The sequence below is a fragment of the Proteus sp. MB838 genome (genome assembly GCF_054767435.1).
In genome coordinates, this window is the sequence record NZ_BAABMO010000022.1 from 1 (window position 1) to 12810 (window position 12810).

Annotated in this window: 17 protein-coding genes and 1 pseudogene; 12 read left to right on the forward strand and 6 right to left on the reverse strand. The window is 32.6% G+C overall.

Features of this window, described 5'->3' with window-relative positions:
• Positions 1 to 104: 104 nt before the first annotated feature.
• The 3 genes from ACYUCW_RS10805 to ACYUCW_RS10815 all read left to right on the forward strand — a co-directional run bounded on the left by ACYUCW_RS10805 (position 105) and on the right by ACYUCW_RS10815 (position 1542).
• Positions 105 to 491 carry a DUF5339 domain-containing protein gene (locus tag ACYUCW_RS10805; protein ID WP_460408579.1) on the forward strand — a complete coding sequence of 129 codons (387 nt, stop codon included), beginning with the start codon at positions 105 to 107 and terminating at the stop codon, positions 489 to 491.
• A gap of 367 nt (positions 492 to 858) precedes the next feature.
• Positions 859 to 1272, forward strand: coding sequence for a hypothetical protein (locus tag ACYUCW_RS10810; protein WP_004242537.1), 414 nt, complete (start codon positions 859 to 861; stop codon positions 1270 to 1272).
• Positions 1273 to 1299: 27 nt separating this feature from the next.
• Positions 1300 to 1542, forward strand: coding sequence for a hypothetical protein (locus ACYUCW_RS10815; protein ID WP_004251481.1), 243 nt, complete (start codon positions 1300 to 1302; stop codon positions 1540 to 1542).
• A gap of 62 nt (positions 1543 to 1604) precedes the next feature.
• Here the strand turns inward: ACYUCW_RS10815 and ACYUCW_RS10820 are convergent, their stop codons facing one another.
• On the reverse strand, positions 1605 to 2165 hold the full coding sequence (locus ACYUCW_RS10820) for an AAA family ATPase (protein WP_004242541.1): 561 nt from the start codon (positions 2163 to 2165) through the stop codon (positions 1605 to 1607).
• Between the two features lie 375 nt (positions 2166 to 2540).
• Here ACYUCW_RS10820 and ACYUCW_RS10825 point away from each other — a divergent pair, with 375 nt between their 5' ends.
• The 4 genes from ACYUCW_RS10825 (at position 2541) to ACYUCW_RS10840 (ending at position 5155) form a co-directional block, all read left to right on the forward strand.
• A complete protein-coding gene (locus ACYUCW_RS10825; protein ID WP_004242542.1) occupies positions 2541 to 2738 on the forward strand; it encodes a ParD-like family protein in 198 nt (65 codons plus the stop codon).
• Positions 2739 to 2755: 17 nt separating this feature from the next.
• A complete protein-coding gene (gene map, locus ACYUCW_RS10830) occupies positions 2756 to 3532 on the forward strand; it encodes a type I methionyl aminopeptidase (RefSeq protein ID WP_004242544.1) in 777 nt (258 codons plus the stop codon).
• A 233-nt stretch (positions 3533 to 3765) separates the two neighbouring features.
• Positions 3766 to 4149, forward strand: a complete 384-nt coding sequence (locus ACYUCW_RS10835; RefSeq protein ID WP_004242548.1) for an antiterminator Q family protein — start codon at positions 3766 to 3768, stop codon at positions 4147 to 4149.
• Between the two features lie 142 nt (positions 4150 to 4291).
• Positions 4292 to 5155, forward strand: coding sequence for a lipase family alpha/beta hydrolase (locus tag ACYUCW_RS10840; protein ID WP_004247922.1), 864 nt, complete (start codon positions 4292 to 4294; stop codon positions 5153 to 5155).
• Positions 5156 to 5280: 125 nt separating this feature from the next.
• Here the strand turns inward: ACYUCW_RS10840 and ACYUCW_RS10845 are convergent, their stop codons facing one another.
• Entirely contained in the window at positions 5281 to 5712 is a 432-nt protein-coding gene (locus ACYUCW_RS10845; RefSeq protein ID WP_004247923.1) for a type II toxin-antitoxin system HicB family antitoxin, read from the reverse strand.
• A 172-nt stretch (positions 5713 to 5884) separates the two neighbouring features.
• Here ACYUCW_RS10845 and ACYUCW_RS10850 point away from each other — a divergent pair, with 172 nt between their 5' ends.
• Complete coding sequence (locus tag ACYUCW_RS10850; protein WP_004242553.1) at positions 5885 to 6622, forward strand: phosphatase; 738 nt, start codon at positions 5885 to 5887, stop codon at positions 6620 to 6622.
• Between the two features lie 86 nt (positions 6623 to 6708).
• Here the strand turns inward: ACYUCW_RS10850 and cyaB are convergent, their stop codons facing one another.
• The 3 genes from cyaB to ACYUCW_RS10865 all read right to left on the reverse strand — a co-directional run bounded on the left by cyaB (position 6709) and on the right by ACYUCW_RS10865 (position 8848).
• Positions 6709 to 7257 (reverse strand): class IV adenylate cyclase, encoded by a 549-nt coding sequence (gene cyaB / locus ACYUCW_RS10855; protein WP_163748771.1) that lies wholly within the window; start codon positions 7255 to 7257, stop codon positions 6709 to 6711.
• A gap of 451 nt (positions 7258 to 7708) precedes the next feature.
• Complete coding sequence (locus ACYUCW_RS10860) at positions 7709 to 8104, reverse strand: DUF2628 domain-containing protein (protein WP_004242555.1); 396 nt, start codon at positions 8102 to 8104, stop codon at positions 7709 to 7711.
• A 309-nt stretch (positions 8105 to 8413) separates the two neighbouring features.
• Complete coding sequence (locus ACYUCW_RS10865) at positions 8414 to 8848, reverse strand: universal stress protein (protein WP_004242557.1); 435 nt, start codon at positions 8846 to 8848, stop codon at positions 8414 to 8416.
• A gap of 638 nt (positions 8849 to 9486) precedes the next feature.
• On the opposite strand from ACYUCW_RS10865, the gene ftnA reads away from it, so the two are divergent.
• From ftnA to ACYUCW_RS10885, 4 genes are all read left to right on the forward strand, one after another.
• Positions 9487 to 9990: a non-heme ferritin gene (gene ftnA, locus ACYUCW_RS10870; protein WP_004242561.1), complete on the forward strand. Its 504-nt coding sequence runs from the start codon at positions 9487 to 9489 to the stop codon at positions 9988 to 9990.
• A 532-nt stretch (positions 9991 to 10522) separates the two neighbouring features.
• Positions 10523 to 10915 carry a copper homeostasis periplasmic binding protein CopC gene (copC, locus tag ACYUCW_RS10875; RefSeq protein ID WP_004242563.1) on the forward strand — a complete coding sequence of 131 codons (393 nt, stop codon included), beginning with the start codon at positions 10523 to 10525 and terminating at the stop codon, positions 10913 to 10915.
• Positions 10915 to 11814, forward strand: coding sequence for a copper homeostasis membrane protein CopD (gene copD, locus ACYUCW_RS10880; protein WP_004251471.1), 900 nt, complete (start codon positions 10915 to 10917; stop codon positions 11812 to 11814). Before copC ends, copD begins: the two co-directional genes overlap by 1 nt.
• Before the next feature lie 47 nt (positions 11815 to 11861).
• Positions 11862 to 12203, forward strand: coding sequence for a YebY family protein (locus tag ACYUCW_RS10885; protein ID WP_004242565.1), 342 nt, complete (start codon positions 11862 to 11864; stop codon positions 12201 to 12203).
• 300 nt (positions 12204 to 12503) lie between these two features.
• Here the strand turns inward: ACYUCW_RS10885 and ACYUCW_RS10890 are convergent.
• A pseudogene (locus tag ACYUCW_RS10890) lies at positions 12504 to 12746 on the reverse strand (DUF1480 family protein).
• Positions 12747 to 12810: the final 64 nt, after the last annotated feature.

Sequence of the window (12810 nt, forward strand, 5' to 3'; positions counted from 1 at the left end):
AGTTAAATTTTATTTAGGTTTTTATAAAGAGATGTTTTTTTATAAATATACCAGTTTTAGTTGTTAATTATTATTTTTTTATCTGATATTCATACAGAAATATAATGGCAATTAAGATTATCCTTATCCTAATTTTAATTTTCTTTGCGATAATGAAAATTCAAGACGCAGGTGTCATTTTTTTATTAATTACAAAATATAGGATATTTATGAAAAATATTATTTTAGCACTAGGTTTATTATCATTATCTTCTGTTGCTGTTTCGGCTGAATTAACAAAATCTTGCGAAGATTATTTTAAAGAAACTGATGCCTATGTCGCATTAATGGAACAAAATGATGCAACTAAAGCACAAGCAGAAACAATGAAAGCGCAATATGCTCAATCAAAAGAACAATTTGCTGCATTACCTAAAGATGTTCAAGAAAGCACCTGTAAACAAGCTTTAGATTCTTTAGAGCAAATGAAAAAAATGTCTGCTGGTCAATAAAAAATAGATTTAATTAAAGTCTTATGTTTAGAAAATAATAAGGCTTTATTTTTATTTCAAATTTAAAATTTTCCAATGTAACAATGACCATATAATAACCAGTGTTATTATATGGTCATCTTAATATTATTTTAATATAAACTATTTCTTTCTTGTTTTTTGTGGAAATATTTCTTTTTTACTTAATATTACAATCTCTAATCAAGATAATTATCCCGCCATAACCCATCTATTTATATTATTATTTTATATATTCTTGTTACTTGAATAAAGAATGCTTTTTATATGAAATAATTGTAATTCATTTTGTCGTCTATAAATTTTATGGAATAATTATTTACATCTATTTATTGCTCCTATTTAAGATATGAATTGGTCTTTTATTCTAATTTTAGCTCTATTTGTAGTTGTTGGTTGTGTTGATAAAGAGAGGAATACATCTGGCTCTATAGAAAAGGTGGCAACAGAGATAGCGACTCCTACTGTTCAATATCACCACGATGAAAGTCGTTATCCCACATTTATGTTATCAAAACAATCTCGTTTTGAAATGCAAGCCAAGGAGGAAAAACAGAAATTCAATCAATTATTTAAATTTGGATTTGAAGAGCCAACCACATCTACTAATAGCGAATATTCCTATAAAAAGGAACAACGTATAAGAAAGAATGATCAGTCAATGATTATTCTGCCAGAAGCGATACCTGTATGGAATAAAGATAAACAAGAAGTTGAAGTTAAGTGGAGCTACAGACCAAAATATGTTTTTGATGCATATTAAATTTAACCTTTATGTTTTAGGAAGACTATGCGCCCAATTTTTTTGTTAATACCATTTATGTTTTTAATTGGCTGTACCGAGCAAATGAGTGTCGGAATTGGCACTTCTAGAACGCATAATATAGGATATCCGGTTTGTTCAACATTAGTTTGTGGAAAGAATACGCGAACAGTTGAAGAACAAAAGGCAATTAATGAAGCGGTGCATGAACAGCAAAGAGCTATTATGCGAGGAGAAAAACCAGATTTAAAAATTATTGCCTCATATTAAATAATACCATCAAGGAGAGTCTATTTTTTGTCCTTGATGGTATAGTCAATATAAGCGCTAAGCTAAGATAGCGATGTTATGTTGTTTATAATAAATTTTACTCTTTGGTTAACATCGGCTTTGGGTAATTCAATTAAGGTATAATTATACTGTCTATATATCGCCAGCATCGCTTGATAAGTTGCTACGGCTTCATCAAATGTCTGTTGGCGCTCTTTATCTTGTAAGTAAATTTCTTTCCATGGTGGAGCAATAAACACGGTTGTAGAATATCTATATAGCCTTATTGCGTTTTCAAGATGTTGGGGAATAGGACGCTCACAAAAGTGTAAATAACCTGCTATATCCGGTATGCCTCGGTCATAAAAATAAGGTTTGCTGTTATCATCTATATTGGATGCATCATGCCATGATCGTAGCTCCCAGCTTAACATTAACTCAGCAAAAGCGAGCGGATCAATCCAAGGAAGGGCTGAACCACCAATATGACTTTGATCTTGAATAATGGCTCTACCTGCTTCTATTGAGCAAGAGTAGCCATTTCTTCTTAACTTATTGATAATAGTGCTTTTACCAGAGCCTGGACCTCCGGTTAAAATAATACGGCAAGGTTTTTGGGACATAGTAATTCCTTAAATAATATATTTTGACTTTAAATGATTGAGGGCTGAATGCAGAAATTTTCAGAGGGAGAAAGGCGAAAAATAAGCAGTGCTAGCAAAGAAAGAGAACAAGTAAAGGAGGACAAGATATTACAATTATAATCGAAAAGAGAAAACATCAAAATAAAGCCGCATCAAAGATCAATCAATATCTATCGACCTCTTTTATAACTTATCAGGTTACTTTGTGTTGCTATTTTAATAACTGATACGCATTTATGCAGATTTAAGCACATAAATCCAAATAGAAGCACTATCTGGTCATTGCAAGCTAAATAGATTACTTTTATTATATAATATATATGTTTTATTATAATTCGTATATAAGGGTTAAGTGTGGGTATTGTAAAAATTTCTGATGAGCTACATGAGTATCTTCGTAAAGCAAGTAATGTGATGTCTCGATCAGTTAATGCACAAGCAGAGTTTTGGATAAAAATTGGTATTCAAGCAGAATTAAATCCAGAAAAAACGTTTCCAATGATTATTAATGAAATGTTAGAAAAAGAAGCAATAAAACAAGAGCATAAGTAAATATAAAGGAGATTAATATGGATAAAATTACGATTAAAACCCCTGAGGAAATTGAATTAATGCGTGAATCAGGTCGTTTATTAGCCCAAGTTTTTACAATGCTTGATGATTTTATTGTGCCAGGTGTTTCCACATTAGAAATTAACGATAAAGTAGATGATTTTATTACTCATGATCTGCAATCGAGACCTGCAAGCAAAGGGCAATATGGCTATGAATATGTACTTAATACTTCAATTAATGAGGTAGTATGCCATGGTGTTCCTAAAGCCGATGAGCTATTAAAAAGTAAAGATATTATTAATGTCGATATTACACTAGAAAAAAATGGTTTTATTGCTGATTCTAGCAAGATGTATGTGATGCCAGATGCCTCACCTATAGCAAGAAGATTAGTCAAAACAACTTACCAAGCGATGTGGGAAGGTATCAAAGAAGTTAAACCTGGTGCAACACTCGGTGATATCGGTCATGCAATCCAAAGCTTTGCACAAAGTCATGGGTATAGTGTTGTAAGAGAGTATTGTGGACACGGGATTGGTCGAGAAATGCACGAAGCCCCTCAAGTATTACATTATGGTATTCGAGGACAAGGTGTTGTACTAAAAGAAGGGATGACCTTTACCATTGAACCGATGATTAACCAAGGTGGACACAAAATAAAAACCAAAAAAGATGGTTGGACTGTAGTCACCCGTGATAAAAAATTATCGGCACAATCAGAACATACTATTTTAGTTACTGCTGATGGGTATGAAGTACTCACTTTGCGTCCAGAAGAAACACTTCCATAATAAATTAATTTATATCTATCTAATTTTTGATGCAAAAATTATGATATAATTTATATTATTTTAATAGCTAGAAATATTATTTTTAGCTATTTTTCTATTTATATATTGATATTTAATTTTATTATTTCTATTGTATTTTTTAGATAAATAACTATATTTATACATTACAAAGACTGTATAAAAAAACAGTGTGATCATATAGTGTATTTTAGAAAGATAAACAGGATGTTTATATGCAAAAAATATCAAAACTGATGGAAGCCTGGGGCTCATGGGTTGTAAATAATAATTTATATATCAATACATTAACAATAAATAAACGTGAAAATGTGCCAATACGTGTTAAATTAAGAAAAGCCTGTACTGATCGCCAAGGCATCATAGTCTCGGTATGTATGAGTAAACTACTAAAAAATCATAAAAAAGATTATGAATTACTAGTCGATTACTATGTATTTGGACAAACATTTATTCAATTAGCACAAGCGCATCGATGCTCTGATACTTATATCGGAAAAAAACTCAAAAAAGCAGAAGGCATTGTGGAAGGGATGTTAATTATGGCCGAATTGATATTTATTATTGAGAAAAATGAAAATAGTACTTTACGATCGTAATTTAAGGCTTATTCTAAACAAACTGATAGCAAATAAAGAATTGCAATAATATTGTTTATTGCAATTTATCTAATGAGTTCAACATTTGCTAATAGGATGTTAGCAATTTAATTAAGTGTTTTTAACCCCAAGGAGTGGATGTATGTCAACGAAATATCCTATCGTTTTAGTTCATGGTTTAGCTGGTTTTAATGAAATTGTTGGTTTTCCCTACTTTTATGGTATTGCAGATGCCTTAAGGCAAGATGGGCATCAAGTTTTTACCGCTTCTCTTTCTGCCTTTAATTCAAATGAAGTGCGTGGCAAGCAGTTGTGGCAATTTGTCCAGACTCTCTTACAAGAGACACAAGCGAAAAAAGTGAATTTTATAGGTCATAGCCAAGGGCCATTAGCTTGTCGTTACGTTGCGGCTAATTATCCTGATAGTGTTGCTTCGGTAACTTCAATTAATGGTGTAAATCATGGTTCAGAAATAGCCGACTTATATCGACGCATTATGCGTAAAGACAGTATCCCAGAATATATTGTCGAAAAAGTATTAAATGCATTTGGTACTATTATCTCAACATTTTCTGGTCATAGAGGCGATCCTCAAGATGCTATTGCCGCATTAGAGTCTTTAACAACAGAGCAAGTCACAGAATTTAATAACAAATACCCACAGGCATTACCTAAAACCCCTGGTGGTGAAGGTGATGAAATCGTCAATGGGGTTCATTACTACTGTTTTGGTAGCTATATTCAGGGATTAATTGCTGGGGAAAAGGGGAATCTACTGGATCCTACTCATGCGGCAATGCGTGTGTTAAATACATTCTTTACTGAAAAACAAAATGACGGCTTAGTTGGTCGCTCGAGTATGCGATTAGGCAAATTGATAAAAGATGATTATGCGCAAGATCATATTGATATGGTTAACCAAGTTGCAGGGTTAGTGGGTTATAATGAAGATATCGTTGCTATTTATACTCAGCACGCTAAATACTTAGCGAGTAAGCAACTTTAATCATGATAAGTAGTCATACTTTGTATACTATTTTGTATACTCTATAGTTATATGATAGATAGTTATATGATAGTAAGGTGGCGTAAATTATTATGGCCACCTTTTTATTAGATGAAAATATCGAACTAGCGCTGTTTATGCACAGATATAGCAATGTGATAACCCAATAGGTAAAGCGCTTGCTCTAGGCTATCGATTTTTGAAGTTTGATTGATATCGAGTAAACGCTCAATTTGGGCGCTATTTAGATTCATTTTTCTTGCCAGATCTGCCTTTTTAGTTTTTGTTGTTAACATGGCATTATGTAATGCGATTTTTAAGCAACTAATAGGGGGAAGATAAACAATAAAATCCCCTGATTGAGGCTCAGAAGGCATAGGGATCGGCATTTTACTCGAAATAAACTCTTCAAGTCCTACATGTAAAATATCTGAGGCTTCTAGTTCAATATCATCTTCTGTATATGCCACTGCATGTATATTGTCAAAATCACGATAAGTAATCTCGTAAGTTTCACTTTCTTCGTCAAAATGGGATGTTGCTGGATAATTGAACATAAATTGCCTAATTAATTTTAAAATTTATGCTCATGATTAAAGCATATTTAGCGGTTTTTATCTGTAATTCTTTACGCACCATCAAAATAGCAAGATCTCAAACGGGTTTTATCTTTAGAAAAAAAAGGCTATTGTGTCAGTTGTTATAGTATGCCAGAAAAAGGGGAGCTTTATGTATCCAGTTGATTTACATGCACATACCATTGCGAGTACACATGCTTATAGTACGGTTAGCGAATATTTTCAACAAGCTAAAAAGAAAGGGATTAAGCTATTTGCGATTACAGATCATGGTCCCGATATGGATGACGCTCCTCATGAATGGCATTTTTCAAATTTGCCGGTGATCCCCAGAATGGTCGATGGTGTTGGTATTCTTTATGGCATCGAAGCAAATATCAAAAATATAAAAGGTGAAATCGACTGTACTGAGAAGATGAGTAAAAAATTAGATATTGTACTCGCTGGTTTTCATGATCCTGTTATGGGATCACTAGGTATGGTTGATAATACTAAAGCGCTTATTGCAACAATAAGTAGTGGTTTAGTACAGGTGATCACCCATCCGGGAAACCCTAAATATCCTATAGATATTAAGGAAGTCGCAAAGGTTGCTGCTGAGTTCAATGTTGCATTAGAAATGAATAATTCTTCTTTTATACATTCTCGAGTAGGAAGTGAGAAAAACTGCATTGAAATAGCGAAAGCGGTGCTTGATGCCGGAGGTTTAATTGCGCTTGGCTCCGATTCACATATTGCATCATCTTTGGGGAATTTTGAGCGAGTATTAGAAGTATTGGCGGAGATCCAATTTCCACAACAGAAGATATTGAATACATCACCAAGAAAGGTGCTTGATTTTTTACAAGCTCATGGCAAAAAAGAGATCACAGCGTTTCAACATTTTTGAGATAGTGAAAAAGCTTAAAAGCTAGCATTATTAAATGTTAGCTTTTTTCAAGTATCTTATTTGCTCGAGATTGTGCATCGTGTTAGTTAAGCTAACTTACTTAAAAGTATTGTTTTATAGTTATGATGCTCTTGCTCACTATCATTAAAGCCAAATTGATATGCTAAGTTATGTAACTGTAATTTATAGTCAGCAAGTTTACTCTCATCATCAGTCATAATAGCAAATTCAGCAAAGTAACCAAGATTGTCTAATTTATCGATAGTGATATGAAATTGCTCTAGAAAGTAGATTTGACGGGATTTTGTATAGTTTAAAATACAGTGATAACCTAATGTTTTAAACAGCGAAACCGTTTTTTCTGCATCTTCTATTTTTACTGCTTCACATTGGGCTTGTTCTGGGCCTTTTACAATTAATAAATTGATACCAGAGGGGACCATTTTTCTTACGCACAAACTTATAGAGGGAGCAGGGAAAGGTGTATTGGGATGTTCTAAATACCAATCTGTTTCATCATTTTTCGATATAAATAAAGTTGCTCCAGCGAGTTGTAATGCATCAATAAAATCTTGAGGTCGTTTTAAGTGGTATTTCAATTCTGCTTCAAATTTACCTTGAAAGTGTTCAGACATCTCTTTTCCTTATCAATTTATTATTCAATATAGCATTATTTATTGTTGGTTGTTCATATTAAAGAATAACCCTAAGATTTAACTGGGTTATAAATATTGTTATTAAATTTAAAATATAGCAAATGATAAATTGAATATTGTATAAATAGTGATAAGTGTTTTTTATGTGTTATTTTTTAGTGAAATTATTTATTTTATAAAAATAATTTATGTTTTTGATTTAGGGCCAAATCTTGTATTTTATTTAATATTAAAGTGAAATTCTTAACTCATTAAATGATCACAAATCGCTGGGTAAATTTTTCATATGTGAGAAGGGCGAGGGAAAAGGTGAAAAATGAGGATTAAGCCATAAAAAAAGGGCTACTGATGAGCCCTTTTAGGTAGCAAAAAACACTGATTTTCTGCTAATTTGATTAATGTTAATTTAACTTAACTTATTGATCTATTTTCAGAATACACCGGTGAACGGGTTCCAACCTTGATCATTTTTCTTTTCTTTTAAGTAGTAAGCATAATTAGCTGTCGCCGCCCATAAGAAGTTGAGCACAATACTGACTACATTGAGAATTGAAGGGCTTAGGGAAAGTCCTTCCACGATAAAACTTACCACAATGATAATAGCAACATTAATCCCGAATAAAGTTAATGCTTTACGCCATAAACCAAGGATAAGAAAATAAATAAAACCAAAGAAGAAAGCCCAGATATTCATCCCAATTAGAATACGCTTACCGAAAGTCAGTGCTTTATATGCAGCCTTGTATTCTGGAGATTTAGGAGAACCATATTTTTCGAAGAAATCAAAACGCTCTTCCCATTTGGCAGAATATTCTTTATTCATCATAATTCCTGTTAGAGGGTCATTTAATTGTAGTCATAAAAAAACGCATTTTTACATAAAGTAACTTTGCAAACAATATAAATTTATTAACATTTTATTAATATATTGTTTTGTATAATAAATATTATCTTACGCTCGATATGAGTTTGTTTTCATAAAATTCTTATTGTTAAAATGTTTATTTCTTTTTTATAGGAAGAATAAGATTTTGAGACAATAAAATTTTATTCTAAAGCGATTATTTAGATAAAAAATAAGAAATCAGGTTATTGGCGTAACCTGACTTCTGATAGGAAAAATCTTGGAGTTGAGTTATCGAACAACTAATACAGAAGATTCTGCATAGCTAACAACAGAAGAAGCTGTCGAGCCTAGTAAGTAGGTTTTCATTCCAGGGTTGCGTGAGCCTATCACAATCAGATCAGCTTGGATTTTTTTTGCGGTCTCTAAAATACGGTCGCGTGGGTTACCTACGGAAATATAAGATTGGGATGTGCTATTGGGAATTTCAATATGAGATAAACTATCATTTAACGTAGATAATGCAATTTCAATACGCTGCTTATCATTGGCAAGACGGTCTTGGTTGCCAAAAGCAAATCCGACAAAGGACTCATAGCTAGGAATAACAGATAAAAAGTGGATATTTAGTTTATCGGCCATCGCTAATGCTTTGAGATGAGTGACAACTTTATCCAATAAACCAAGCTCAGTAAAATCGATGGGAACTAATACAGTTTTTGTCATAGTGGCTCCTCATTAACCTTTTATATGTTGGGGGGTTTAGCGGGTTGTTATTATATGCACCAAAAATCAGTCACCTCTTAATATTATCAGTACAAATAGAAAACGGTATAAAAAAATAGAAATATTTTTATTTTTGAGATATTCATATTTATTTTATGTAAAAAGGTTGATCTATCATAAGATTGCTATTGATGGTAGAAAACGTAATAAAAAAGATAATAATAAAGGAAAATATCTTGATGTTTTTAGTAAATATCGATATTCCATATGACAAATTATATTTAATATAAATTAGAGTGTGCAGTTTTAGAGCGTTACTAAATTTAATAGAAGACTATAAAAAGTGAATTTATTTGTTTTTAATAAAATTTATTTTTGAAGAAATGAGTGTAACTAAAAATATCCTTTACATACAATTGGTTGTGTGTGGTTAATATTTATTTTGGCCATAATGGTTAATGATAATCAATTCCATTAATTATTATTTGTTTTTAAGTCATCATAAATGAGATTGGTTTTTATTTTTATTCTCTCTAAAAGTATAAAATATATAAAAAGTATATTTAAATTTACTATATTTTTATTTTTAGCTGTGCATAATATCCATAATGTTAATTTTCATGGTTAGGAAGTAAAATATGTTACATCAAGATATGATCAATAAACTCAATGAACAGCTGAATCTTGAGTTTTATTCAGCTAACCTTTACCTGCAGATGAGCGCTTGGTGCGATGATAAAGGATTTGATGGCGCTGCCAAATTTTTAAAAGCACATTCCCGTGAAGAAATGGAGCATATGCAACGCTTATTTGATTATTTAAGTGATACAGGTGCTATGCCTTTGTTAGGGACTATTGAAGCACCACCCGCTGAATTTTTATCTTTATCTGATTTATTTACTAAAACTTATGAGCACGAGAAGTTTATTACAGCTGAAATTAATAAACTTGCTCACCTAGCAATGACAACACAAGATTACTCAACATTTAACTTCTTACAATGGTATGTTGCTGAACAACATGAAGAAGAGAAGTTATTTAAATCTATTCTGGATAAACTTGCTATGGTCGGTGATGGTGGTAAGGCATTGTTCTTGTTAGATAAAGACTTAAGTGCTCTTTCTACATCCGCGCATATTTAAATAATAAGAATAACTATACTGCTGTTTTAACCTGGTTGGTTAAGTGCATATAAGCATTGCTCAGATTAACATAATAAGCTCTACTGTAATCGCACAGTAGAGCTTTTTTTATCGACCCAGTTAGTGCAATATTGCATATCCATATAACTATTTTATATAGACGTAATCGATTTTTTATTTTTCTACTCCTTTAATTTAATCATTTCTTAAGCTTTGCTGATTATTATTTTGTCTATTTTCTGTTCTTTCTATTCTCTAGTTTGAGTCGTCGATTTATAGCCTATTTTAGTTTGGCTTTTAGATTATTTGGTTATGTATTGAACTGTGTAGTGTGTCAATTAAAGTATTATATTTTTGTTAAGTGTAAAAAGGGTGATATTTGAAACAAAAATGGCGCTAAATAAGTTATATTTTGAGTGCTAGTTCACAACCTTTTATTTCAACGATAAAGAAGCGCAGATATTAAAGTCAATTTGCTATAAAATCTTCTTTATCATAAATAGAAAAATCACCTGTAATTTAAGAGGTTATTATGTCATTAAACACACTTAAGACATCATGGGGCAAATTATCCGCCATCGCTGTTTTATTTTTAGGCATGTCATGCCAACAAGCCTTAGCACACGCACATCTAAAATCACAATTACCTGCAGAGGGTGCGGCTATTGAACAAGCGCAAGCACCAAAAGTGATTACACTCGATTTCTCTGAAGGGATTGAGTTGGCCTTTAGTAAAGTAAAAGTCACTGATAAAGAGGGTAAAGAAATTACTGTCGGTAAATTAAGTCTTGATCCCGTTAACAATACAAAATTGTTATTGCCATTAGAAGGTGAATTAGCAGAAGGGAACTACTCTGTAGATTGGAGTGTTGTTTCTGTCGATGGGCACAAAACAAAAGGTTCTTATCAATTTAGTGTAAAATAATGACTCCTGAAGACGTTTATATTTTATGCCGAATTTTTCATTTTGTGGCAGTCATGTTCATGTTCGGACTGAGCTGTTCGGCTGCCATTCTCGCTAAAGAAAAGTTTGTTCCTCTTATTCAAGTACGCTTACGTCCAGCATTGGCGATTAGCACTATCACTGTATTTGTTTCCACTTATTTATGGATGATAGTGCAATCAGGCATTATGGGAGATGGCTGGCAAGACGCTTGGTCACTAACAATATGGCAAGCCGTATTGGGAACCTCTTTTGGACAAATTTGGCAATGGCAATTAGTTTTATCCTCTCTCGCATTAATCGCTCTCTTTATTCATCAACGTAGCATTAGAAATATTAGTCTGTTACTTATCTCAACATTGATGCTTGTGCTACATGCTTTTATTGGCCATAGTGCCATGTTTACAGGTAGTGAAGCCGTAATTTATAAACTAAATCAGAGTATCCATCTTATTAGTGGAGCGTATTGGTTTGGTGGTTTATGGCCTTTTGTTGTGTGCCTACAGTTTTTACGTAATAAAGATGAGTTAGCTGATGGCATGATCAAGCCTATTATTGCCACCATGAAACGCTTCTCATTATTTGGTCACTTCGCTGTTTTATTGGTTATAGCTAGTGGGATTGTGAGTGCCATTATGTTACTCCCCGGTTGGCCTGCGACAACACAACTTTCCTCAGAGTACCAAAGTATGTTATGGCTAAAAATAGCCTTTGTTGCCTTGATGTTAGGATTGGCATTAGTGAATAGGTATGTATTAGTGCCTCATATCCGTAAGAAGAATAACTTTCAATGGTTGCTTATTAATAGTTGGTTTGAGTTATTACTTGGTAGCATGGTTATTTTGACAGTGGCCATTTTTGCGATTAACTCACCTGTATAGATTGATATATACTTGTATTAATCTATTTTTTTAAGTGGAAGATAACCATGAAACGTTTTTTATTTGCGGGCATATTGATGCTTTTTTCTTTTCAAACTTTCAGTGCACCAATATCAACAGTCAGTAAGCTTCAGTTTGGTGATGCTTGGCCATTCACCCGTGAAGAAGTCATGCTAAATTGTCGTGCAGATGGTGCTTGGTTTGTGATTAATCCCGCAACTTTAGCTCAATATCCACTTAATAATATTGCCATGGAACAAATGAAAAGTGGCAAAGTTAATGCTCAACTGATTGATAGTATTCTACTTCCTGATCCCAATACACCTGATAAGAAAAAATCACTGGAAGCTATAGAAAGTGCATTTTTGTCTCTTTGTGAAAAAAACTAATCATTTGATTGAGTTGCAATAAAAAAAACACATTTGTTATTTGTTTGATTTAAAAGATAAAAAATGAGTTATTTGATTTTTTATAAAGAATATGAAGTGTGGTAGGAGTGTTTACTGGATCTTTACATATTGTTAGCTATTATTTAACAATAAGGTTGTGAAATAGATGTGGCATAAGCAGTTTTTTACACGCTATTTTCTCATTCAGTATCACTTTTTAGCGCACGGCTCGCAATGAGCCTTTTCCCTAAGCCAGGTAAATGATTTACCTGGCTTTTTTTACGATGCTTTAACATGCGATTAGGCTACTTTTAAAATCCAATGGTGGTTTTCTTTGTCATAGGCATGACGATAAAGCAGAATATTTTTATCTTTCAGTTGCGCAGGAATGCTGGTGTTTTCATCTCATCCATCTAATTGCATACAAAACTCTTTATCATAATCACATGGAATATGAACATAAGTGAGTTGGTTATCGGAAGAGTGTTTCAAAGTAACATCTTCAATTTCATAACAAGCAATTTTTAAGGTTGTTTTATTCATGTTATAGCTCCAAGGTTATGCGATGTTGTGTTGTGCTTTCATAGTTTAAGCTTAAAAGTGAACA